The organism is Thaumasiovibrio subtropicus (assembly GCF_019703835.1).
GTDB classification, from domain to species: domain Bacteria; phylum Pseudomonadota; class Gammaproteobacteria; order Enterobacterales; family Vibrionaceae; genus Thaumasiovibrio; species Thaumasiovibrio subtropicus.
Genome location: NZ_AP023054.1, coordinates 2,315,482 through 2,338,683, shown reverse-complemented (window position 1 = coordinate 2,338,683; position 23,202 = coordinate 2,315,482). Strand labels below are relative to the sequence as shown.

The 23,202-nt window shown below is 47.3% G+C and carries 20 protein-coding genes; 6 read left to right on the top strand and 14 right to left on the bottom strand.

Annotated elements, in window-relative coordinates; all coding sequences use genetic code 11:
* Positions 1-67 precede the first annotated feature (67 nt).
* Positions 68-1,996, top strand: a complete 1,929-nt coding sequence (locus tag TSUB_RS10275) for a propionyl-CoA synthetase (RefSeq protein WP_087026246.1) — start codon at positions 68-70, stop codon at positions 1,994-1,996.
* A gap of 81 nt (positions 1,997-2,077) precedes the next feature.
* Here the strand turns inward: TSUB_RS10275 and TSUB_RS10270 are convergent, their stop codons facing one another.
* The 7 genes from TSUB_RS10270 to TSUB_RS10240 all read right to left on the bottom strand — a co-directional run bounded on the left by TSUB_RS10270 (position 2,078) and on the right by TSUB_RS10240 (position 9,218).
* Positions 2,078-3,496, bottom strand: coding sequence for an aspartate kinase (locus TSUB_RS10270; RefSeq protein ID WP_087026249.1), 1,419 nt, complete (start codon positions 3,494-3,496; stop codon positions 2,078-2,080).
* A gap of 24 nt (positions 3,497-3,520) precedes the next feature.
* On the bottom strand, positions 3,521-3,907 hold the full coding sequence (locus TSUB_RS10265; protein WP_087026252.1) for an ectoine synthase: 387 nt from the start codon (positions 3,905-3,907) through the stop codon (positions 3,521-3,523).
* A gap of 9 nt (positions 3,908-3,916) precedes the next feature.
* On the bottom strand, positions 3,917-5,182 hold the full coding sequence (gene ectB / locus TSUB_RS10260) for a diaminobutyrate--2-oxoglutarate transaminase (protein ID WP_087026255.1): 1,266 nt from the start codon (positions 5,180-5,182) through the stop codon (positions 3,917-3,919).
* 28 nt (positions 5,183-5,210) lie between these two features.
* Positions 5,211-5,762: a diaminobutyrate acetyltransferase gene (gene ectA / locus TSUB_RS10255; RefSeq protein ID WP_414718330.1), complete on the bottom strand. Its 552-nt coding sequence runs from the start codon at positions 5,760-5,762 to the stop codon at positions 5,211-5,213.
* Positions 5,763-6,121: 359 nt separating this feature from the next.
* Positions 6,122-6,964 carry a pirin family protein gene (locus TSUB_RS10250; protein ID WP_087023947.1) on the bottom strand — a complete coding sequence of 281 codons (843 nt, stop codon included), beginning with the start codon at positions 6,962-6,964 and terminating at the stop codon, positions 6,122-6,124.
* A 144-nt stretch (positions 6,965-7,108) separates the two neighbouring features.
* The gene (locus TSUB_RS10245; RefSeq protein ID WP_087023949.1) at positions 7,109-8,104 is read right to left on the bottom strand and encodes a succinylglutamate desuccinylase/aspartoacylase family protein; all 996 of its coding nucleotides are present in this window, start codon (positions 8,102-8,104) and stop codon (positions 7,109-7,111) included.
* Between the two features lie 211 nt (positions 8,105-8,315).
* On the bottom strand, positions 8,316-9,218 hold the full coding sequence (locus TSUB_RS10240; protein WP_087023951.1) for a delta-class carbonic anhydrase: 903 nt from the start codon (positions 9,216-9,218) through the stop codon (positions 8,316-8,318).
* A 377-nt stretch (positions 9,219-9,595) separates the two neighbouring features.
* Here TSUB_RS10240 and TSUB_RS10235 point away from each other — a divergent pair, with 377 nt between their 5' ends.
* Positions 9,596-9,904 (top strand): DUF3081 family protein, encoded by a 309-nt coding sequence (locus TSUB_RS10235; protein ID WP_087023953.1) that lies wholly within the window; start codon positions 9,596-9,598, stop codon positions 9,902-9,904.
* 103 nt (positions 9,905-10,007) lie between these two features.
* On the opposite strand, the gene TSUB_RS10230 is transcribed toward TSUB_RS10235, so the two are convergent.
* The 3 genes from TSUB_RS10230 to TSUB_RS10220 form a co-directional block, all read right to left on the bottom strand.
* Positions 10,008-11,443 (bottom strand): IS1182 family transposase gene (locus TSUB_RS10230; RefSeq protein WP_221274522.1). Its coding sequence is split into 2 segments (ribosomal slippage): positions 10,008-11,227 and positions 11,227-11,443, totalling 1,437 coding nucleotides; the frame shifts between segments, so codons are not numbered across the junction.
* Between the two features lie 122 nt (positions 11,444-11,565).
* Positions 11,566-12,021 (bottom strand): BamJ family beta-barrel-assembly machinery protein, encoded by a 456-nt coding sequence (locus TSUB_RS10225; protein ID WP_414718380.1) that lies wholly within the window; start codon positions 12,019-12,021, stop codon positions 11,566-11,568.
* Positions 12,022-12,130: 109 nt separating this feature from the next.
* Positions 12,131-13,048: a 1-aminocyclopropane-1-carboxylate deaminase/D-cysteine desulfhydrase gene (locus tag TSUB_RS10220; RefSeq protein WP_087024411.1), complete on the bottom strand. Its 918-nt coding sequence runs from the start codon at positions 13,046-13,048 to the stop codon at positions 12,131-12,133.
* Between the two features lie 187 nt (positions 13,049-13,235).
* On the opposite strand from TSUB_RS10220, the gene TSUB_RS10215 reads away from it, so the two are divergent.
* The gene (locus tag TSUB_RS10215; RefSeq protein WP_159064991.1) at positions 13,236-14,417 is read left to right on the top strand and encodes a sugar efflux transporter; all 1,182 of its coding nucleotides are present in this window, start codon (positions 13,236-13,238) and stop codon (positions 14,415-14,417) included.
* Positions 14,418-14,519: 102 nt separating this feature from the next.
* Here TSUB_RS10215 and TSUB_RS10210 read toward each other — a convergent pair whose 3' ends face one another.
* Together TSUB_RS10210 and TSUB_RS10205 are read right to left on the bottom strand one after the other, a co-directional pair.
* Positions 14,520-15,164 (bottom strand): murein L,D-transpeptidase catalytic domain family protein, encoded by a 645-nt coding sequence (locus TSUB_RS10210; protein WP_087024375.1) that lies wholly within the window; start codon positions 15,162-15,164, stop codon positions 14,520-14,522.
* A 359-nt stretch (positions 15,165-15,523) separates the two neighbouring features.
* Complete coding sequence (locus TSUB_RS10205; protein ID WP_087024377.1) at positions 15,524-18,685, bottom strand: chitinase C-terminal domain-containing protein; 3,162 nt, start codon at positions 18,683-18,685, stop codon at positions 15,524-15,526.
* A gap of 247 nt (positions 18,686-18,932) precedes the next feature.
* On the opposite strand from TSUB_RS10205, the gene TSUB_RS10200 reads away from it, so the two are divergent.
* Together TSUB_RS10200 and TSUB_RS10195 are read left to right on the top strand one after the other, a co-directional pair.
* Complete coding sequence (locus TSUB_RS10200; protein ID WP_087024379.1) at positions 18,933-19,508, top strand: alpha-ketoglutarate-dependent dioxygenase AlkB family protein; 576 nt, start codon at positions 18,933-18,935, stop codon at positions 19,506-19,508.
* A gap of 134 nt (positions 19,509-19,642) precedes the next feature.
* Entirely contained in the window at positions 19,643-19,936 is a 294-nt protein-coding gene (locus tag TSUB_RS10195; protein WP_087024381.1) for a glutaredoxin domain-containing protein, read from the top strand.
* A 94-nt stretch (positions 19,937-20,030) separates the two neighbouring features.
* Here the strand turns inward: TSUB_RS10195 and TSUB_RS10190 are convergent, their stop codons facing one another.
* Complete coding sequence (locus TSUB_RS10190) at positions 20,031-20,915, bottom strand: ion transporter (protein WP_414718379.1); 885 nt, start codon at positions 20,913-20,915, stop codon at positions 20,031-20,033.
* 153 nt (positions 20,916-21,068) lie between these two features.
* Complete coding sequence (locus TSUB_RS10185; protein WP_087024383.1) at positions 21,069-21,974, bottom strand: aldo/keto reductase; 906 nt, start codon at positions 21,972-21,974, stop codon at positions 21,069-21,071.
* Between the two features lie 451 nt (positions 21,975-22,425).
* Between TSUB_RS10185 and TSUB_RS10180 the strand changes: the two genes are divergently transcribed.
* A complete protein-coding gene (locus TSUB_RS10180; RefSeq protein WP_087024385.1) occupies positions 22,426-22,914 on the top strand; it encodes a GNAT family N-acetyltransferase in 489 nt (162 codons plus the stop codon).
* Positions 22,915-23,202: the final 288 nt, after the last annotated feature.

The window sequence follows — 23,202 nt, the reverse complement described above, 5'->3', positions numbered from 1 at the left end:
GTGAACTTGTCGCTTTGCGTGCTAAAGCGCGCAAAGCGATAAGTCTGCTTTAGTGAAGGGAGGCAACATGACTGCATCCAATAGTGGTACCCCCCGAGGACCGGGAAGCCACACCACCTATGATCAGACCTATCTACAAGCATCAAATTCACCGGAACTGTTCTGGAAACAGCAAGCACACGCGCTGGATTGGTATCAGTTTCCCCAGACTATTTTAAGTCGCGATGAAAATGGTGTTGAACGTTGGTTTGCCGATGGAAAACTAAATACGGCTTATCTCGCGTTGGACTATCACGTTAAGCATGGTCGAGCTGATCAAGTCGCTTTGATCTATGACTCTCCGGTCACCGAGACGAAACAGCGTTATACCTATCAATCCCTCCTTGACGCCGTATCCCTGACCGCGGGCATGCTTGCTGAACTGGGCGTCACAAAAGGTGACCGTGTCATTATTTACATGCCGATGATGCCACAGGCAGTGTTTGCGATGCTAGCGTGTGCGCGATTGGGCGCAGTACACTCGGTTGTGTTTGGTGGTTTTGCGCCGCGTGAACTGCCGCAGCGAATTGAAGATGCAGAGCCAAAAGTGTTGTTAACTGCCTCTTGCGGCATCGAGGTAGATAGAGTTTTACCGTACAAGCCGATTGTCGATAAGGCGATTATGGACAGCCGCTGCAAACCGGAGGCAGTGGTAGTTTGGCAACGCGATGCGTGTCTTGCTGACTTAGCCCATGAAAGAGACAAAGATTGGTTAACGTTATTATCGTCGGCTAAACCAAACCCTTGCGTGGTGGTAAAGGCGACGGACCCGCTTTACATTCTTTATACCTCCGGAACGACAGGTAAGCCAAAAGGTGTCGTGCGTGACAATGGCGGTCACGCCGTAGCAATGAAATACAGCATGGAAGCCATCTACAACCTGCAACCCGGAGAGGTTTTTTGGGCGGCCTCTGATGTCGGCTGGGTCGTCGGTCACTCTTACATCGTCTATGCGCCGCTGATTCATGGCTGTACAACGATATTGTACGAAGGAAAACCTGTGCGGACCCCAGATCCGGCGGCATTTTGGCGAGTTTGCGATGAGCACAAGGTCAATGTCCTCTTTTCAGCCCCGACGGCATTTCGTGCGATCAAGAAAGAAGACCCAGAAGGAAAGGGGGTCACCCAATATGCGATGCCTGCTCTCAGGCATATCTTTATGGCGGGAGAGCGCTTAGATCCCCCGACCTTAGCTTGGGTCGAAAGCCATACCCAACGACCTGTTATCGATCATTGGTGGCAGACAGAAACAGGATGGGCGATTGCGGGCAATCCGCTCGGTATTACCACATTTCCAACAAAAGCGGGCTCCGCAACTAAGCCAATACCAGGTTTTCAAGTGGCAGTGTTGGATGAAGCAGGACAAAGACGCTGCGCTGGCGAGCAAGGGTACATTGCCATTAAACGCCCCATGCCGCCCGGTTGCTTACCGACGGTTTGGCGAAATCATGACAGGCTCGAAAGTGGCTACTTTAGTCAGTTTCCGGGGTATTACGTTTCCGGTGATGGCGGCTATTTGGATGAAGATGGCTATCTCTTTGTGATGGGGCGTATTGATGATGTGATTAATGTGGCAGGCCATCGTTTATCCACTGGCGAGATGGAAGAAGTGGTTGGCGGACATGATGCCGTTGCAGAATGCGCGGTCATTGGTGTTCACGATGAGCTGAAAGGGCAGATTCCGCTCGGTTTAGTGGTACTCAAAGATGGCTATGCTTCTCATGATGGTGATATTGAAACGCAACTGACGCAGAAAGTACGGCACGAGATCGGCCCAGTAGCTTGCTTCAAGCAAGCGTTAGTGGTTGACCGTTTACCGAAAACACGATCAGGGAAGATATTGCGCCGTGTGTTACGGCAAATTGCTGATGGTGAGCATTATACTGTGCCATCAACGATTGATGATCCGGCCAGTATCGATGAGATAGCGAAGAAGATGGATGCATTAGCCAAGTAAAGTCTGAGGTAAGAAGCGAGTGATGGAAATAGCGCTTTTCGTGAAAGGAAATGCTGGTCACGAAAAGCGCAGGGGGATGATTTAAGCTACTTTCATTTTTTTCATATCACCTTGATTCACAAAGGTGTGATGCAGCGCACGAATGGTCTTCTGATAATCATCATCTTCCACCACAAATTGCACATTAATATTGCGCATGGAGGCATTGGCAGCAATCGGGTTAATGTCAGCATTTAAGAGTGCCACCATCCCCTTACTTAATGCTTGATTCGTATTGATTGAAGAGCCTATAGCGGAAATTAAGGCGACCATCCGGCCTTTAATTCGAGCATCAGGATAGCGTTTTTCCGTTTTATACAAGACGTTGTTCAAGCTGCTAGTACTTCCCGTGAGGTAGTAGGTAATCGAGTTTGCGTTCATCTCTTTGCCGACCAACTGAACTTTGTTATCTGTGATGATCTCCATCACATCAAAGCTGACGTTGTCCACTGACCCGACCATAGCTTGATCAAAGATGTGCAATGCGAAGACCTTGTTCCGACCGGCAATGATCTGAATATTGTCTTTTTCTGACTGAAAGTCTTGAGAAATCAGGGTGCCTGGGTGGGTGGGCTCAAAAGTGTTCATGATCTTCAGTGGAATACCCTGATTTCGTAGTCCAGCGGCGGCCTTAGGATGGATGGCTTCCATCCCAAGATTCGCCAGCTGATCAGCAACATCAAAGTTCGTTTTCCCCATTGGAAACACATGGTCGGCACCCACAATGCGTGGATCCGCACTACTGAGGTGATACTCTTTATGGATGATAGCCTGCGACGCGTCAGTGATGCAGGCCAAGCGGCTAAAGGTAATTTCACTGTAGCCGCGGTCAAAGGTCTTCATCAGCCCTTCTTTGCAATGGGCATAGCCAGTGACGATAGGTAACGTGGTGTTTAAATCAACATGAGTTAAGGCATCGGCCAACACTTCATCTAGCCCGTCTGATTGAATATCGTTCCAGCCAGAAAGATCAATGAGCTGTGCATTGACACCGAAAGACTTCAATTTGAGTACCGTGTTGTATGCGCTGTGTGCTTCACCGATCGAAGAGAGGAACTCTCGAATTTGCGGTAAATAAAGGCGTAATGAAAACTGTCCATGGCGACAGGTATTCATGATGTTATCGATACATTCTTCTGCACTTTTTAACCGTTGTCGAATGAACTTATCCGCTCGACCACGGGTTAGTGGATCAGCAAACAGATTATTGTTGATGAGAATCATACGTTCACGAAGATCGCTGATTGCCATCCGCCATTGGTCGCTACGCTGAGCGACCAATTGATAAATACCTGGCTTTCCAGTGCGTTTACACTCTAATAGTGCGTCGGTGATACCGCCATAGGCTGAAACCACAAAGATGCGTTGATAATGAAACTGCGGTCTGAGTAAGATGTTTTCCAGTACGGCATCAAACGCTGACATTGAAGTACCGCCAATTTTCTCTACGGTATGCGTCATTAAGAAATTCCTTTTCTCCGATGGTTAGTCAACGAGTGGGTACACGCCATTCTCGTCATGGACTTCAGCACCAGTGATCGGAGGGTTAAAGACACAAGCCATTTCCATTGGCGCGTCTTTGTAGGCGCGCAAGTAGTGCTCGTCATGTTTATCAAGAATGTAGAGTGTGCCGGGTTTGATGGGATAGGTTTCACCACCCACGACTTCAATTTCCCCTTCACCTGACATGCAGTAAACCGATTCAAGGTGATTTTGATAGTGGATATGGGTTTCTGTGTCCGCATAGATAGTGGTGATATGGAAAGAAAAGCCCATGTTGTCATCACGCAGCAACATACGAACGCTTTCCCAGTTTTCAGATACCACACGTCGTTCGCTGTTTTGACAATCCTTTAGTGTTCTTACAATCATGACTTTTCCTTAAGATGCTTTTTTGGTCAGGGTTAGAGCGAGCTGGTTTACGGCGTTTTGGAAAATACTTAGCCCTTGAGTGAGCTCGTCTTCCGTGATGGTGAGTGGGCAGAAAAATTTCACCACTTCATCGTTAGGACCTGCTGTCTCGATGATCATGCCGTTTTTAAAGCAGAGTTTACTGATGTCACTGGCAAATTGGCTCTCTCGACAACTGATGCCTTGCATTAAGCCTCGGCCTTTGATCTCTGAAAACAGCTGCGGGTATTGTGCCAAGGTTTGCTCTAAAGATTGTGTAATCTGTGTGGCGCGTTCAGCGATATGCTGTTCAAGTTGGTTATTACGCCAATAAAGTTCAATGGTCGCTGTCGCGGTGACAAAGGCGTGATTATTGCCACGGAAAGTACCGTTATGCTCACCAGGTGCCCAAATGTCTAACTCGGGACTCAACAGCACCAACGCCATGGGTAGACCAAAGCCAGAAATGGATTTGGATAAGGTTACTATATCCGGTTTGATGCCTGAGGGCTCAAAGCTAAAGAAGGTGCCAGTGCGCCCGCACCCTGCCTGAATATCATCAATAATCAACAAAATATCGTGCCTGTTACATATGCTAGACAAGCGTTGTAACCAAGCTGAAGACGCCACATTGAGGCCACCTTCTCCCTGCACAGTTTCGAGTAGCACTGCTGCAGGCTTATCGAGGCCGCTTGAGTTATCGCTAAGCATGGTTTCAAACAAGCTCAGGCCATCGATGTTGGCATAACCTTCAAAAGGGATTCGTGAAATACCCTGCAGCGGCGCGCCTGCACCGCCACGGTGGTGTTGATTACCTGTCGCGGCTAATGCACCCATAGAGCAACCATGAAAGCCATTGGTGAAAGCAACAATTTGTTGGCGCCCAGTAACCTTGCGCGCAAGTTTTAACGCAGCTTCTACCGCGTTTGTGCCAGTTGGGCCCGTAAACTGCACTTTGTAATCGAGGTTTCTTGGCTTAAGAATATGATTACGAAATGCGGTCAGAAAATCGGCTTTGGCGCTGCTGTGCATATCGAGGCCATGTGCAATACCATCATCGCTGATGTACTTGATTAAGGCGTCTTTAAGCAACGGGTTATTGTGGCCGTAGTTAAGTGAACCGGCACCTGCAAGAAAATCAAGGTATTGCTGATCATCTTTGGTCGTCAGCCAGCAACCATTAGCGCGTTTGAAAGTCACGGGAAAACTTCTTGCGTACGATTGCACCTGAGATTCTTGCTGTTTAAAAATAGACATAGTAGTTCTTTTTCACCTCCAAGTGATATTAAGCGTTTAGATTCAGTGGGATACGATATAGGTATTCGGTGTCGTGTTTGCCTTTGAAGTGCTTTTCTTGGTCGAGGAAAGTGGAAACCTCACCGTTTTGGCCGTGTTGACGATCAAGTTTGCGAAAAAGTGCCCAAGAGCCCTGATTGTCCTTTGTGATGGTCGTTTCGATCACGTTGACCGTTTCCATCCCATCACGCATTAAAATCTCATTGAGCATTTGAAAGGCGAGACCTTTGCCACGGTAATCAGGTGAAACAGCGACTTGCCAAATAAACAACTCATTGGGTTTATCGGGTTTGATATACGCAGAAATAAACCCAGCCATTTCGCCATCGCATTGAGCGACAACACAGGTGTTGTTGAAGTGGGATGATTGGAGAAAGTTGCAGTAAGCGGAGTTTGTATCGAGAGGCGGGCAGCGTTTGATGAGCTCATAGACGTTATCGCCGTCCATGAGCGACGGTTTTCGAAACTCCCAAAGTTCTTCTTCAACACGTTTACAATTTGACGTGCTTGATGCAGGAGTGGACATCACTCGATTAAGCATTTGATTAGACCTCTAACTAAAGTTCGTTAAGAATCCTAACTTAGATCTCCAGTTTTTCAAGGCTTAATTTAACATTTAGGTAAAAATATCAATTTAAGTTATTGTTATTTATGGGTTGTGTCTCTTAAATTAATAGTGTTGTAATATTTAGAATAGTAAGTTTTGTGAAAACAATCAGGAAATAATGTGATATGGATTCAAAGGCTTTTGGGTCTTTTATTTTAGACTTTTATCCTGTGTTTTGGCTGGAAACGCGTGATAGGGTGTCAGGTGTTTTGATAGGAAAATAGTAGGACGACTGAACGGATATAAGCGTCCATCTGGCGAGCAAAAATGCCCGCCAGCGAACTTGAGGAAGGCTAATCTGTTAAGACACCGTTTTGGTAGTCTTGAATGGCTTGCTCGATCTCCTCCATTGTGTTCATGACGAAAGGGCCATAGTGTACGACGGGCTCATCAATGGGGATACCGGTTAGCAGTAAGGCGCCTGCGGGACCGAGACTCTTCATTTCTAGCCCTTCACCTGCTGATAGCAGCGCAAGCTGCCCTTCTTTAATACTGGTGCTATTGATAGAAATCTCGCCTTGGTAAACAAAGATAAGCGCTTGATGCTCAGGGTTGATGCATGCGTTCACCTTGGTCGATGCTTTCGCACGCCAATCGGCAATAGTGGTCGGGACCCCCGTTTGTTGTAGCGGGCCGCTTAGGGTGTCACCTTCGATAGTTAAATCGCCACTGATCACTCGAAGGGTACTGATGTCGCTAAGCTGCTTCTCGACAATCACATCTGGCTGGAAGTCGTGATACTGCGCAGGCTTTTTCTTTTCATCTGCTGGTAGATTTATCCAGATTTGAAAACCGTGCAGCTCCCCTTGATCCATGATTGGCATTTCAGAATGAATCACGCCTTTACCCGCCGACATCCATTGTGCACCACCACTGCGGAGTTCGCCGACATTCCCCATATGGTCTTTATGTTGAAAGTGGCCTTTTAGCATGTAGGTGAGGGTTTCGATGCCACGATGAGGGTGGGGTGGAAAACCACCAATATAGTCGTCAGGGTTTTCAGACTTTAACTCATCTATCATCAAATAGGGCGAGAACTTCGCATTGTTAAAGCCATGGACGCGTCGAATCTTGACGCCATCCCCATCGGAAGAGGGATGAGCTGTTTGAATGTGTTCTACTTTGCGTGTCACCATGACCAATCTCCTTCGGGGTGAATAGGGTAAATCAGCAAGCTGTGAGCGTTCCACAACTTGCTGGTATAGATTCAGTGTATGAAGAGATGAGTCAGAACAACACCGTACAGGCACGAACAGCTTGTTAGAAAAAACTGATGTAGATTAGTTGGTGTCGCTATGTAGAATGCGGACCAATAATCCTCCGGGTTCCCGCATGGGGTCTTCGGCAATGCTGGCGACGATTCCGGCGATTGGGGCGCAATAAGTTTCAATGAGATTGCCAAAACTATCGAATTGTTCAAATAAGATCTGACCGGCACTGATATTGTCACCGATTTCAACCCTGCCGAGGGCGAAGCCGCCTTTAACCGCTCTAACATCCGTAACAGCATTACCGGATTGCGCTGGTATAAGAGGGGATGATGTTGTCTGATGCATTAACCCCAAGTGTGCTGCAACGCGACTGATACCTTCTACCGCACGGGTAACCAAATGGGGTTGATGCCGTTTTCCTGCCCCGATTTCCAGCGTTAGCGTGGGGATGCCAGCGCGATTCATTTCCGTTTCAAACACACCGATTTGCCCTAAATCATCGAGCAACATGTCTGCTTGAATCAATGTAGCGATTGACGCGCACTCTGGAATGGATTTGTCTGCGTAGATAAACAATGGATAGGCCATTCCTTTGGTTTGGGTATGCAAGTCGAGACAGTAATCCGCCTTGATCCCTTGAATAAGCTTCCAGAGTGCAGCGCAATAGCGTTCTGGCAGTGTACCCTCAGCATTACCAGGAAAGCCGCGATTCAAATTATAGGGGGCCAGATCGCCATCGGCAGTGTGAAAATGGCGGCTATGACGAAGCATGCCATTGGGATTGAGCAAAGGAAGAATAACGACACATCCCGAGGTTACTTTGCCTTGCCATTCGCGCGCAATACGCTGTGCCGTCACTACGCTGTTGAGCTCATCGCCATGGATACCCGCAGTAATCAACAAAGTAGGGCCGGGTATCCGACTCTTGAAGATAGTGGCCGGGACTTTGGTCCAGTTGCCAATGCCATTTTGTACTAGGGGGATCCAACATTGATGGTGTCCCATGGGGAGCGTTGCGAGATCAATGTTGTTGCAATCTTTGATGGGTGGCGTGGCGTCAGGCAAAAAAGCGCTCCTAAATACGAGTGATAATAATGTAAGACCCTTGATAATGGGTGATGCAGGTGCTTAGCGTCAAGTCACCGCAGGATGTTTGTTCGGCGAGCGATGCTAGACGGCTGGGTATAGTGTAAGAGAGAGCAGCCTTGGCAACGCGTGGTCGCCAAGAGAGTAAGGGGTCAGACTGGCCACATTCTCCGTGGCCGTCTGTTATGACTTAATTGATTTTTGATAGCAACGCAGGGTTAGTGACAAGGTTTCTAACGCCGTGTGCATGGTTTTCTTCAAAAATGTTGCCTTCGCACCAAGTGCCGACACTGTCGATATCGACTTTTGCCACTTTCGGGCGGACACTCCATGTGACTTGAAGAGGTGAGCCTTTCTGATTGTAATTTGGCCCCGTGGTTGACCCAGCATAGGTGATAGGGTCGCCCATGTTGTTGAGTAGCCGAGTGGCTTGATAGAAGCCACTGTGTTTGTCGACGTGTGCTAACTCGTTGAACTGTAGTGCTTCGCTATCGTTCACTAAAACCATGACTTGTGCTTCCACACGGAGTTGCGGGTTGTTGATGGCGGGGCTCAGACAAGCGCCTAATGTCGGTCCGGGTTCTATCTGCGCGCTAGAAAACACATAGTGCACCTCTATCGTATCGCCGGGGTGAAGACCGCCATGTTTATCAGGGCAAGCAGCTCGTTCAATGGGGGCGATTTCTGCGTCGGATAGCTGCTTCGCGTAGCGATAGCCAGTGAAGTAGCCTTGCCCGTCACCATTACCTGCGTACTCAGTGAACTCGCCGCCTGCATGCTCAGCATTTTTATGAAAGTGGATATTACACAGATTCATCTTTTGATATTCCGGTGAGAGGGCAAATTTCACCGTATTGCTGCCATCGATACTATCTATATCCCTTGGTGATTGAGGCCCAAAGCCTTGCCCTTGTGTGTTGATCTCAAGTTGTTGTCGCTGCTCACCAATGACGTGATCAGAGACGGCTTGTTGAGTTTGCGAGAGATGGCTATCAGTGGATGCATGGCTAGGTAGCGCGGTGACGCAGAATAAACTGGTGACTAATATTTTGCATGGAAGATGGGATATTTGGGATGGTTTTTGGCTTTTCATCGTACTCGTCCTTGTTGGCTAGATGACTGACATGTTTCCTTTTTGTTTCAATTTAATTTCAACCATAAGATAGGGCGAGCACAATAACTTAGACAGGGCAGAAAGAGGTGAAAATTTGTGATAACGATATCGATATGCATTAACGTGCAACACACCTCGCTTTTAAGCGTGTGAAGTCGGTATTTTCTGATGTCTGATTGAATTTGATTGGTTGAGGAAAAGTAGACAGATGAATCTAGCTTGTTAAATTTGTGATCCTTGGTGTGGTTAAAAATTGACCTAAAGCAAAGCTTGCCTCGGTAAGGGGGAGAGGTGTGACGTAAAGGCATAAGCTTGTGGTAGAGCGATCCCAACTGCGATCGCGAGGAGGGGTTGCTATGAGAAACCAAATAAATGTTCGGACCTTATTAGAGGTGTTTGATACGTTACGTCGCCACGGGCGTTATACCGAACGTGGCATAGAGTTAGACAATGTCGTCGGGTTAGATAATGGCGATGGCTACTCGTTGAGTTTGAGTGATGGTGAAGTGACCGTCGATTTGAACTTCCACAATTCCTACCATTTTCACTTGAGTGACGCGCCTTTCAATATCAACCATACCGCGACCGATAGAACGCAAGTAAGTAAAGCAAAGATCGATGATTTTGTCGGTAAGTTAGAGCGGTTACACGATAAGTATCATTAAAAAAAGCCCCGCGAATGCGGGGCTCAGATTGATGACGAACCCCGCTTTTTAAGCGGGGTTCTTTTTTGGAAGCGACCGTAGGTCGCGATCGCGATATTTTTTGCTATGTCGTGCGCAGAAGTTTCCGTTCATTACATAGGCATACAGAAGCAAGTATTTGCCTCATTTCTGCCATGTTTAAGCCTATTTTTCGGAGATAGTTCATCACCAGCGCTATCTTCTTGATGTTTTGGGCTGCCGCTGCCAACCAACATTGCATTTGCACATTGGCTAGACCGCGGAAGCGAGCATAACGATGACCGTGATGTTGCTTAGCGTCTGCAAAGCTACGTTCTACTGTTTCACTTCGACGTCTATAAGTCTTCTTGCCGTAGGAAGAGAGCCGCATTTGGTTTGCCCTCTCTACTGCGTCACTATAGATATGCCGTGTAATCACTTTCTTCATATTTCTGCTTTGAGTACAGTCATCCCTCATTGGACAGAACGCACATTCTTTGGGGGCTGAGTGGTATTCTCGATACGCATCGCGTGAGGTCGTTTTATAAAGCAACTCCTGACCATTCGGACATTGGTAGCTGTCTCTTTGCGCATCGTAAGTAAAGTGTTTCTTTTTGAACGTATTTTTCGTTCTAGATGGACGTCGATAACCGAACACGCCAAGAATAGCTCGACGTTCAAGTGACTCCGCCACTGGAGCAGTAAAGTAGCCCGCATCCAGTCCAACAGCTATCGGGTTCAATTGGAATGTGGCAAGCGTGTAATCTAAGCGTTGAACGTAAGGCTGTGAGTCATTGATGTTACCCGCGGTGGTGTAGGTATCGAGAATAATTCCGTGTTGACCATCAACGGTTCGATGGTCGAGATAAAAGAAGCCTTGAGGCTTATTATCACGAGTCATGAAGCCACTCTCTGGGTCAGTGGTGCTGGTTTTAGTATTCTTTGTTTTTGGCTCTGACTCCCGAGCCTTAAGTGGCTTCTTACCTGCTTTTTCTCGGTCTAAAGCGACGTCTTCATCCAGCATATCAAGATAGGTACTGGCACGAACCGCCGTGACTTTATTGGTGTGTTTATTCTTGTTGGCGTTCGCTTTGAGATGAGTACTGTCCGTAAAGAGCTCTTGACCCGCGACCAAGCCTTTCGACATGGCTTGCTCTACGATATTGATAAAAATACGTTCGAATACATCCGTGCCATTAAAGCGACGAATGCGGTTCTGGCTGAGAGTAGAAGCGTGAATGACTTTCTCTGTTAATGACATCCGCAAGAACCAACGGTAAGCGACATTCACTTCAATCTCTTTGACGAGCTGACGCTCACTTTTATGCCAAAGATGTAGCCAAGTAAGATGATTTTGAAGAGGCGGACAGGGTCAACAGGTGGGCGTCCATTATCTTTACAGTAAAGATGAGCGACTTCATCTCGAATGAATTCGAAGTCGATAGCATTATCGATTTTACGCACTAAATGGTTTTTAGGAACTAACTGTTCCATCGTCACCATTTCCAGTTCGTATTGTTGCGGAGTAGGCTCTTGAAGCATAACGGAGTGTCCATATTTCGATACCCCTATTAGATCAAAGGTCTAGCTCGAAAGCTAGACCTTTGTCAGCAGTCTGAGCCCCGCGAATGCGGGGCTTAGTTGTGATCATAATGCCGTTTGAGTTACGGGTTGATCTTGATAAGCTCAACATCAAAGATCAGCATAGAACCTGCAGGAATAGCGCCGACGCCGCGATTGCCATAGGCAAGGTTAGCAGGGATAAAGAGGCGTACCTTTTCTCCTTCTACCATGTATTGCAATCCTTCAGTCCAGCCTTTGATGACTTGACCTAAGCTGAAGTCAATTGGCTCGCCGCGATCGACGGAGCTATCAAAGACGGTGCCATCAATCAGCTTGCCGTGATAGTGAACGCGGACTTTATCTTTCGCACTCGGGTGAACCGTTCCGGTCCCTTCTTCCAGCACCAGATACTGCAAGCCAGAGTCTGTGGTTACTACCCCTTCTTGCTCTGCATTTTGAGCAAGATATTCTTGACCTATTTTGATGTTTTCTTCGGCCCCACGTCCAGAAAGTGAGCGTTGAATGATGATAAAGACCACGAGAATAATCGCGGCAATAACAAATGCTTTCACTGAAGTTATCCTTATATCTTTAGATGTGCGGCAGTTTACCGCAATTTACGTTAAGAGTAAGTGCTTAGCATGCAAAGGGCGACATCGATCTGGGTCATTTGAATCGACGTTGATAGCGAGGAAGCATGCTCTCATTACCAATAAGCCCGCCTTGGTGGATATACAACAGCGGGACATGCTTCATCTCTGGGAACCGCTGAAAGTAATGCGTTAAGCAGTGCCACATCAGTGGATCATAAAGCAGTTCGAACTCAACGCCAGTAGTCTGTTTTAAGTCCTGCCAGCATTGATAATCGTCTTGGTAAAGTTTGCCGAAATGATGCTTGCGTGGCGCGGCGAGTATTGTGGGGTGGCAAGTGTCTGAAAGCGATAGCCATTGGGACTTGAGGTAGTCTTCGCCACCCACGCAAGCACAGGTAAGCACCTTGATATTTGCATTTTGCAAGTGTTTTTGCAGATAGAGGGAAGTGGTGCCAGTGCCTGATGGCAGCGCGACATGAAGTTGTTGCAGCTTCTGCGCTTTTTTCCAAGCGAGGATTTCTTCTGCTAGACCTTTTATTCCAATTTCAGCCAGCGGCGATCGTCCCCCTTCAGGTAAACAAAGATTTTCATCGTTCGCTTGTTTAAAGCGTGCAATAAACTCACTGGGTTTCAGGCCTTCTCCTTGTGATTGTTCAGCGACGACCCGAACATCAGCGCCGAGCTTTAGCGCGTGTGCGTAGTTCCCTATGGGGTTCTCTCTTAGCCAAGCGGGTATCCGATCGACGTAAAATTGGCAGCGCCATCCTTTGAGCTGTGCCAGTGCAGCGATAGAAAGCAGCGAGTTAGCTTGTGGAGAGCCATAGCCAACCAGTGTGGTAACACGAGGGAAGTCATTTTCTAACACCGACATCAATTTTCGTGCTTTGTTTCCAGAGAAATGCGCATGGAGCAGGTCATCGCGTTTCAGGTAAAAGTGGATATCACCATATTGATGTTGTGTCACGGGTGTGTTGTTGAGTGCTAATGCCATGTAATAGTTATGGTTTCTAAAGCGTGGAATGGAAGATTGACGTATCATACGCCACAGCCGCATCTTGACTCAAATGACATGTCTGGCGGGCTACTTTGTCTATCACGTTTCTAGCCATGCTGTGTGTCATTGATTGTGTTGTAAGGTGTGTAGAGGTTATGGGCAGTGAAAACGAAGAGAGGGCAGTGTGTCGGGGCGATTACTCAATGAGTCGGTAAGGTTTTTTATTATCAATGGATTAACGGCATTTTCTTTTACTTTTGCTATGCCGATTATTCCTCTTTTTTTAATCGATGTGCTGGGTATTGAACCTGTCTACATCGGTGTATTTACCGTCGCCACTGCCTTATCTGGCATCCTTGTCTCTCGTAAGGTTGGCAACCTCTCTGACAGTGGCAGCAACGACAGAGTGATTTACGCTGTCACGGTGGGTGCAACCGTATTGGCTGGTTTAGCTTTTGCGGCACTAGACAGTTTTTGGCAAGCCATGCTGGCAGGGGTGATTTTGATGGCGGTTGCCCGCGCTTCTATGCCGCAATGTTTGGCGATGATCCGCAAATATGCGAATTGCAAAGGTAAAGATAGCACTAAGTTTAATGCTCAGATGCGTAGCGCCATTTCATTAGTTTGGGTCGTGGGGCCGCCCGTCGCATTTGCCGTTGCTGCTCAGTGGGGTTTCGATGCCTGCTTTTTGATCTCTGCGGTTATTGCATGTGTTGTGCTTATTTTGGCTTACTTCTGGTTACCTGATACCACCTCGGTCGCGCAAGAGGCGGCGTCCAAGGCTGCCAGCGCCAAGATGCCACTTTCCATTTGGTTGTTAGGTGGCGTGACCTTCTTTGCGTGTATGGCGAATAGCCTCTATGTCACGGCAATGCCAATTTATGTGACCAAAGAGTTAGGGTTAGACATTAGTCTGCCAGGCGTGCTACTGGGTTTAGCTGCGGGACTTGAGATTCCTTTGATGCTTTTTGCCGGGTGGTCTGCAAGCCGTTTTGGCAGTTTGCGATTGATTTTAATAGCTTTTGTCAATGCAGCCTTGTTTTATCTGCTCGTGCAGTGGGCGACAACCCCTCTGCAGCTAATGGGTATTCAAGTGTTCAATGGTGTGTTCTTTGGTATTTTCATCGGACTTGCCGTGAGTTTGTTTCAAGATGCGTTACCGACCCGCAGTGGTGCTGCCTCGGCGTTCTATTCCAATGCGATGACCGTCGGCAGTATGGTTGGTGGCAGTGTTGCCGGCGTTGTCGCACAGTGGTGGTCGTTTAAATCTGCCTTGCTCGTGTCGCTGTTCTTGATTTTTCTCGCTATGGCAGGGCTGGTGCTGTACGCGAAACAGCGATCTTGTGCGATCGAAATGGCTGCATAGCACGGAAGTAGTTTGAGCTGTGGCGGTTTTTCGCCCATAAAAAAACAGGCCTCGATAGGCCTGTTCTTGTTCTAATTTGAGCACTTTAGCAGGATAGTACTTTTAGCCGTGAGCAAAAATCACGCTGCCGCCTTTGATCGTATCAATGACTTCACGGGCAACGGTATTGGGAACGGCTGGGCAACCCCAACTACGCCCTAATTGGCCATTAGACGCTAAGAAATCCTCTTCAGCATAGTCTGCCCCATGCACCACAATGTAGCGCTGACGAGCATTATCGTTTAACCCGGGGGTTAGCCCGTCTAATCGTAATGAGTAGCCGTTACTGCCATCGTAAGTGGTATCTGTCAAAAACACGCCAAGTGACGTCTTTTTGGAGTTGACTGTGTTGGAGAAATCGGTTGCGTACTCTGTGCCGCTGTTTTTCCCATGTGCAACCAGTGTATTGTAAACAACTTCCATATTTTGCATATCGATAACAAAGAAACGCTTTTCAGAAGAAGGCTTTGTGTAGTCAATAATGGTCAAATAAGGGTTTTCAACGTTTTCGACCTCATTGTAGGCGCGTAGCGCTTTCATGAAGACGGCGTAATCCAGTTTTCCGTGCAAATCCAATGTGTTGTAGGTTGCACTGATGGAGACTGTTGACTGGTCATCGATATAACTTGCTTGGCTCGTTGTTACGCAACCAATTGTCGTTAAAGAGAGAGTCAGCAGTAATCCCAAATGTGTTATTAGGTGTTTCATGGTTTTCGCGTACTTAGTGTTAATCGTAGCCCGGATGGCGCAAAATACGTACTTTATCATAATGTCTGCCTATATCTAGCGTGCTAAATATGCTCAAAAAGGCTAGCAAACAGCGTGCCAATAAAAATGGCAAATAATTGACTGTGTTTTCAGTAGTCTACCCCTTCAACAGCATGAAGGTGATTTTGTAACCATATATGTATCAAAACTAAGTGTTTGATTAAAAAGCAAAGGTACGTTTTTTTGGCACTAGCGGCAAAAAAATGCCACTTTTTTGAATCGAATCAAAAAAACAGGTCCTCTGTTGTAGAGGACCTGTTTGATTATTGCGTGTTATGTCACTAAGAGTTTAGGTACCCTTAGAAAGTACACACACTTGACCAGCTTCCGTCACTGCCTGGTGTTGATGCTGTCCACCAGTTTGCTTGGAATACGGTGTTGTTGTGGATGACTTTGTCACCTTGGTTTGCGTGACTTGGGTTACCCTGCCAGTCCGTTTGCGGGAAGTTAGGGTAAGTCACTAGGCCAGCTGTATCACAAGTACCGCCATTGCCACCACCGTTGCCGCCGCCGTTACCTGCGCTTGGGTCGCCGATGGGGAGTTCTGGGTACTCGAATGCAAAGGCGTAGTCCACACCGTTGACATTCACTGTGTAGCTTGAAGGACCTGAGATTGGTAGGTAGTAAACCATATCCAACTCATAAGAACCGCCCGCTGGTAGTGCTTTCCACGTAGGTAGTGAGAAGGCTACACGGTGAAGTTCACCTTTAAGGCCACCGATATTGTTACCTGAGTGCGCAGACGCGATAACCGCTAGACCGCCACCTGATTGGTCTTTCGCGTTGTCAGGTGCTGAGGTTGGAATATCGAATTGGAACTGAGTGCCGCCTGGTAGGTCAACGCCAGTGTTGTTAGTGAACGTGATCTTAGGATTGATTGGGTAGTTTTGGTCACCCACTTTGAATCCATCGATGCTAACACTGATGTCGAGCGCTTCAGTTGGCATAGTGATGTTTGCTTGGTTGACGTTATAAGGCGCCGCATTAACAAACTTGTCGTAGAAGGCAGTCGTCATGGTATTACCCATGTGGTACTCACCTGTGCCCGTCATACACGCTTGTTCGGTTGCGTCAACAAAACCACGCTTACCTGTAGCATCGACGATGTAACAGTTGTAGTCACCCGCAAGCTCCCAGAACATCACACCACCGATACCTTTATCAACGATGTAGTCAGCTTTCACGTTAACAGAGTCTTTATCTTCCGTAGATAGGAAAACATTCTTCTCTGCGTTCCATAGCCATGGCGCGACAGCAACAGCATCGTAGAAGCGTTGGTAATCACCGACAAGAGCATGAACAGGGTTGTTAGCTGGGTCTAAGCCATAAGCATCCAGGTATGAACCTAGCACACCGTGCTCAAGGTTCTTCGCATGCCACATTGGGTTAGAACCTGCACCCATTTCGCGACCTTGCTCATCAAGGTCGTGCCATAGGTTGTCGATACCCATTGCACCGTTACCACAGTTGTTCTTCTCGCCTTCGCCAGTCCCCGCTTGACACTCGGCTTGGTTAGGCAATGCGGCTTTACCCCAAAGGCCGTTGGTACCACCAGTCACTCCTTGCCAGCCACGGGTGTAGTAAGGTACACCGATGTTGATACGACCAGCAGGCATTGAACCGCGGAAATAGTTGTAGGCCCAGTCTGTGTTCAAGTAGCCGATGCCACCGTACGCCGCAGTGCCATAGACGTTCCAAGCGGCAAGCTCTGAATCTTCACCTGTGTCATACAGTGCAGCATTTGGTCCGACATGGTCATTCCAAGCGCCGTGTAAGTCGTACGTCATGATGTTGACGTAGTCGAGGTACTTGGTGATATCCATGGTTTCCATACCACGTAGTAGGTAACCTGATGATGGCGAGGCGATGGTCAGCATGTAGTGTACGCCATCTTCCGCACTGGCTTTGTCGAGTTCGACACGAAGCTCTTTCATGAGGATCTTGTAAGAGTTCATCAAGTAAGCACGACGCGCGTCTGAGAAGACGAAGTCCATAGGGTTACCCGCGCCTGACATAGAGGTTGGGTATTCGTAGTCAATATCAACACCATCAAACTGGTATTTACGGATGAAGGCGACAGACTCTTTCGCAAACTTCTGGATACCCGCCATGTTTGGCGTACCATCTGCGTTGGTCGTCATGGTGTAGAAGCCACCATCATTGACACGGTTACCGTCTGCACCGAAGTGACCACCGGTTTCTGCCCAACCACCGATAGAAATCAGCGTTTTAACACCATGCTTCTTCTTCGCTGTTGCGAGTGCACCGAAGTGACCTTTGAAGCCAAGTGTCGGATCGATCTCAACATCTGCCCACTCAAGGCCAGTTGCAGGGTTTGTTGGATCCGTCACATCACCAATGTTGATGGTACCGTCAGCTTTCACACCCGCAAACGCGTAGTTGATGTGAGTGAGCTGCTCCCATGGGATGTCATTGACGAGGTAGCTAGTTTGATCGCTACCATCGTTACGCCAGCTCGTGAAGTAACCAATGATACGGCGAGGTAGGTTATTGGCGAGGATCTCACGACCATCAGCGTCGTACTGAGTACAGTAAGGTACGTCAACGTTTGGTGTTTGGTACAAACCGGTTGGACGACAGTTGGTGCCAGCAGACTCAGCAACAACACGAAGCGCGGCTTGTGCCGTGCCCGTTGCGCCTTCGTTGTCAGTCGCAACAACAGAAAGGGTGTAGTTACCTGCGGTATCAGCTAGCCAATCGAAACCAAATGGTGCTTGGGTTTGCGTTTGTACTAATACGCCATCAAGGAAGAACTCAACTTGCGCGACAGTGCCGTCACTGTCTTCTGCAGTAGCTGCAATGCTGACTGTTGAGCCAACCACAACTTGTGATGCGCTGAGAGAAATGGTTGCGTTTGGTGCGACGTTGCCGACAGGGCCTTCAACAACGATAGCTGCCGCGCTAACAACGGAAGCGGCGTCTTTGTCATCATAAGCGATGGCAGAAACAGTTTGTGTGCCTTGCTCTGCCACCCAGCTCGCGCTGTAAGGCGCTTGAGTGCTTGATGCAACAACTTGGCCATTGACGAGGAAGTCGACACGAGCAACGGTGCCATCTTCATCCGCGGCGTTCGCTGTCATGTTAACAGTGTCGCCAACTTGGAAAGTTTGATTTGCGGTTGGAGAGGTCAGCGAAACGGTTGGTACTAGGTTATCTGGCGGTAAAACAACAGTGTCACACTGATCTACTGTACCCCAAACACCCCAATCGCCAGTTGTGGCAGGGTCTTCACCTTGTGTCCACCACTTTGCCTTGTAGGCAACGTCATTTTGCTGAACTTGCTCACCACCGTTGTAAACTGCTCCAGCATCCCATGCTGGAATGTTAGTACAATCAATCGCGGCGTAGCTGTTAAAAGCCAATAAACAAGCGCCAGTCAATGCACTCATTTTGAATGCCTTGAAGGCAAAACTTGGTTTATTTACCTGATCCGGGTTCATACCTTATCATCCTTAAAATTCATCTGACATAAACTGAAATCGCAACAGGCGCCTTGCTGCGTTTCGCGAATTAACTCTAGGGCAGAACCAAATAATTACCTTTGTTTTGTCTTAATTTTCGATCTCAGATGCATAGAAAATGTGAAAACTATAAGTTTGTTGCATAACTTTTTGCCTCAACAACTAATTTTTCACTCAATACTGACTGTTACTTTTATCACTTACTCAAAGGGTTAGGAGTTTAAAATTGACTCAAAAAAAGTCTGAAGGACTGAATGTTGAATTTGATCAGCATTTCTTGGCGCAAGAACTGGCGGACTCGCTATTTGCGAAATTTCAGAATGAGATCGAATGGCAGCATTTAAGTATAAAAATGTTTGGAAAATCAGTGCTTCAACCTAGATTACAAGCATGGATGGGAGATAAAAAATATACCTATTCAGGATTGGAGATGACGCCAGAGCCTTGGCATCCGGCATTGATGGATATAAAAACGCGCATAGAAGAGACATACAATATACCTATAAATAGTGTGCTTATTAACCTGTATCGCGATGGAATGGATTACATGGGATATCACCGAGACAATGAAAAGGCGCTCGGACATCAGCCAGTGATCGCTTCCGTGAGCTTGGGTGCAGAGAGAAAGTTTGTGTTTAGACGTCGTGATAAGACAGAAAAGGTCGAGTTTTTTTTGCCGCATGGCAGCTTATTAATCATGCAAGGTGATACCCAGACAGAGTGGGAACATGCGCTACCTAAAATGCGCAAGATTGATAAGCCTCGGATTAATTTAACTTTTCGTTATATCGTCGATTTATAGAAGAAAATCTGGTGGGGAGAAGCAGGGCAAGTTTTGCATTGTGTTGGTGAGGGAAGTGGAAAGTGATGGTTGAAATCCCACTCGGCAGCAGTACACTTGAGGCAATTAACCGTTAGCGATTCAATGAGAAGTCAATGTCATTACATCAATATAATAATTTAGTGATCACCCAACCTAACTGCCCTTACTGTGTTAAAGCGAAAGCCATTTTGGATGCGCGTGGCACAGAGTACACCACGCTTGTACTGGGACAAGATTTAGAGAAAGAGGCAATGATCACTTTCATCGAAGAAGTGGCGCGTGTCACCGTTAATACGGTGCCGCAAATTATTCTTGATGGTCAATACATTGGTGGCCACGACGATTTGGTCGCGAAGCTTGATCGTGAAGAGATTGAAGACGATAGCTTTAGCGACTTTGAACTCTAATTTGCCTATTGCGATGTCAAAAGACGAATAACGGGACGCATTTGCGTCCCGTTTTTTATGAACGTAACAAGCGCCACCTCAGCGTAGGCTTGATCTATTTGGACTCCTCATCGTCGATGGGGATAACGCGTTCGCTTGGGGTCGCCAGTTCACTGCCACAGTGCTTGCAGTAAAGTGCATCAGCTTCATGGCCATTGCGCGAGCAATTGGGGCATTTGACGAGATTGCGGTGGGCGGACATCTCATTATTGAGTTCCGCGGTGATGATACCTGTTGGCACCGCCAATATTGAGTAACCCAGTAGCATGGTAAGGGATGCAACAGCCTTGCCTAGAGCAGTTTGCGGCACAATATCGCCATAACCGACAGTCGTAATGGTGACAATTGCCCAGTATATGCTTTGTGGGATACTAGTGAAGCCGTTATGTGGCCCCTCAATCGCATAGATCAGGGCGCCGAAAATAGTGACAAGAATCGCAACTGTCGAAAAGAAGATGAAAATCTTCCGGCGTGACATCAAGAGTGAACGCATCAATATATTCGAATCTTGTAGATATCGAACAAGTTTAAGAATGCGGAAAATGCGCATGACGCGAAGTAGCCTGATCGCTGCCATAAAAGACGCTGGCGGGAAGAGGAGGGCGATATAGGTCGGCAAGATCGCCAGGAGATCAATCACACCGTAAAAGCTTTTTGCATAGGCTTTCGGATGAGGGGAGCAGTAGAGGCGAACAATGTATTCTGCGGTAAATAGCAGTGCAAAAAGCAGCTCTATATAGCGCAGTTTCGCTGAAAGGGCGCTGTTGTAAGGAAGCGTAGAATCAAAGAACATTAACCCCAAAGACACAATGATTGCAATAATCAACACGAGATCAAAGCGACGCCCAGCTTTCGTGTGGGTGCCAAATATGATGACATAGAGTTTGTGCTTGAGTGCTTGGTTTTGCAGTAATTGATTGAATTTGTCGCGGATATGCATTGTGAACAATAGTACCTCATCGTGAATCTGGGATAGGTTTTACACCCAACTGCCTATTTGACGCAAGTTTGACAGTTGGGTTTCTAGAAGATCAACACCAGATTCGCCCCGAGTTGATCGTAACCTAATCCAATTAACGACAAGGAATGGACCTTATGGCACGCCATGACCTTTTGACGCTACCCAGATTCGATACCACTGTTCATGGGTTAAGGTGAGTGACAGCGCGTTAACGGCATCCTTTACGCGTTCGATGTTGCTTGTGCCGAGAATCGGTAATGGATTCACTGGCATTTTTAGAATCCAAGCAAAGATGACTTGATCGATACCGACGCCACCCAGTTCCTCACCAATCGTCGCTAGGGTGTCATACAGTCGCTGTGTTTGCGCTGTCTCTTTGGCGAAAATTGCACCACCAGCGAGACATGACCAGATCATCGGCTTAACGCGGTGCATCTGTAATTGGTCAAAAGTCCCATCTTCTAGCACGCCCATATTCACAGGGTTGAACTCGACTTGGTTGGTGATCAACGCATCATCTAATCGCGACTGTAGCAGTTCGAATTGACTTGGCGTGAAGTTGGACACACCAAAATGGCGCACCTTGCCAGATTGCTTGAGCGACTCAAACTCGCGAGCGACTTCATCGGCATTCATGAGAAAATCAGGACGATGAATCAGCAGTACATCAAGGTGGTCAGTGTGAAAATGCTTCAGAGAGTTTTCAACTGACTCACGAAGATGTGCTGCGGAAGTATCGTAGTGCGCGGTACGGACTTGACCAATTGGTGAAGAAGGGATGCGAATATCTGCTTTGGTCACAATCTCTAGTTGATCACGCAATGAAGGCGATAGCGCAAGCGCTTTTCCAAAGGCTGCTTCGCATTGGTGATCACCATAAATGTCGGCGTGATCGACAGTGGTGATCCCTAACTCTAGGTGCTGCTCAATGAAAGTTAGCAAGGCTTGCGGTGACATATTCCAAGCCATTTGACGCCAATAGCCTTGAATCAGTGGTGAAAACTGTAAGCCATCGTCTGCCATGTCAATCTTTTTCATTTTTCTCTCCGTGTATCGCTAAGTCGCTGACGAGGCGACTGATACACAGCAACTTACTTGTGTCTGAGAAATAATGCAAAGAATTGTGAATGCGATAGACAGAATAAATCGAGGGGTGAGTGTGTCGGTATATCTACGTTTCCTGTCGCATCTGTCGAAAAATCTCGGGTTTGAAGGACGAGCTTAGCAAAGCGTAAATCTTGCTTGTAGGAATCCGCATTGTTGAGTGCTTCAATGATAAGAATTTGTTAAATATGTACTGGCTTGATAGTGCGGCTTGAAGGTGGGAACACTATCTTTATCTCAGAGCCCTGTGCTTTTTCAGTTCGCGAGGCTGAAGCTGCTAGGTAGTTTGAGTATAAGGTATTCAGCGCCATTGGTTTGTTCTGTTTCTTCTTTATTTATAATCGCTTGAAGAAACACATCGCAGTATGTTGTAGCGGAGTTGGACATGTACATTCGAAATATTGCTGTGCCCGATTGGTCTTCGATCATGGCCTTACAGCATCAGGCTTATTATCACTTAGATCCTGAAAGTGAAGCGGTACTGAGATCTAAAGTCTCGGTGGGTCAAAACGTCAGTTTTGTCGCTGAAAAGAAAGATAGCGTCGTGGCTTATCTGATCGCCTTCTCATACCCGATTAATCAATATCCGAGTCTTGTAAAACCTGAAGCGGAGCCGTTCCGTTGCTCAAACCTGTTGCTTCATGATCTGGTTGTTGAACGAGATAACCGTCTTGAAGGCATTGCGACACGTTTATTGTCTGTCCTCAGAGATGTCGCAAAAGAGCAAGGCTATCGCACGCTCTCGCTGGTGGCGTCTGACATCAGCAAGGCGTTTTGGCAAAAACAAGGGTTTGAATCCGTTCCGACAGCCGTCGCGCCTATCCACTATGGTTCAGGCTCGGTATATATGTGTCTTCATATAGAGGATTACTAAGCTCTTGATGCGAGTGAGTGTCGCGCTTGAGAGGTATTGGTGGCATGCCATGAGGCTTTGTTTCTCAACCTCACTATTGATGCTTGAACTTCTGTGTCATTTCTTTGAAGCACCTCCATCGTATCTGCAATTAGCGCATTAACCCCTCAAGCCTAATGAGGGGTTCCCCGAGGCTTTGTAATTTAACGCGAAACCGATAAATCCAGTGTCGTTTATTTTCCTTCATAATCAATACCTAAATAGGTGAGTAGAAGAGGGAAAGGCGTGTGAGGGAAGTCAATTTAAATC

What these genes read in the sequence shown, in the direction of transcription:
- TSUB_RS10235 (WP_087023953.1), top strand. Translation starts at nt 9,596, where the DNA reads ATGAGAAACCAAATAAATGTTCGGACCTTATTAGAGGTGTTTGATACG.
- TSUB_RS10210 (WP_087024375.1), bottom strand. Translation starts at nt 15,164, where the DNA reads ATGAAACACCTAATAACACATTTGGGATTACTGCTGACTCTCTCTTTA.
- TSUB_RS10195 (WP_087024381.1), top strand. Translation starts at nt 19,643, where the DNA reads ATGTCATTACATCAATATAATAATTTAGTGATCACCCAACCTAACTGC.
- ectA (WP_414718330.1), bottom strand. Translation starts at nt 5,762, where the DNA reads ATGCTTAATCGAGTGATGTCCACTCCTGCATCAAGCACGTCAAATTGT.
- TSUB_RS10205 (WP_087024377.1), bottom strand. Translation starts at nt 18,685, where the DNA reads ATGAACCCGGATCAGGTAAATAAACCAAGTTTTGCCTTCAAGGCATTC.
- ectB (WP_087026255.1), bottom strand. Translation starts at nt 5,182, where the DNA reads ATGTCTATTTTTAAACAGCAAGAATCTCAGGTGCAATCGTACGCAAGA.
- TSUB_RS10270 (WP_087026249.1), bottom strand. Translation starts at nt 3,496, where the DNA reads ATGACGCATACCGTAGAGAAAATTGGCGGTACTTCAATGTCAGCGTTT.
- TSUB_RS10275 (WP_087026246.1), top strand. Translation starts at nt 68, where the DNA reads ATGACTGCATCCAATAGTGGTACCCCCCGAGGACCGGGAAGCCACACC.
- TSUB_RS10220 (WP_087024411.1), bottom strand. Translation starts at nt 13,048, where the DNA reads ATGGCATTAGCACTCAACAACACACCCGTGACACAACATCAATATGGT.
- TSUB_RS10190 (WP_414718379.1), bottom strand. Translation starts at nt 20,915, where the DNA reads ATGCATATCCGCGACAAATTCAATCAATTACTGCAAAACCAAGCACTC.
- TSUB_RS10180 (WP_087024385.1), top strand. Translation starts at nt 22,426, where the DNA reads ATGTACATTCGAAATATTGCTGTGCCCGATTGGTCTTCGATCATGGCC.
- TSUB_RS10185 (WP_087024383.1), bottom strand. Translation starts at nt 21,974, where the DNA reads ATGAAAAAGATTGACATGGCAGACGATGGCTTACAGTTTTCACCACTG.
- TSUB_RS10240 (WP_087023951.1), bottom strand. Translation starts at nt 9,218, where the DNA reads ATGAAAAGCCAAAAACCATCCCAAATATCCCATCTTCCATGCAAAATA.
- TSUB_RS10250 (WP_087023947.1), bottom strand. Translation starts at nt 6,964, where the DNA reads ATGGTGACACGCAAAGTAGAACACATTCAAACAGCTCATCCCTCTTCC.
- TSUB_RS10265 (WP_087026252.1), bottom strand. Translation starts at nt 3,907, where the DNA reads ATGATTGTAAGAACACTAAAGGATTGTCAAAACAGCGAACGACGTGTG.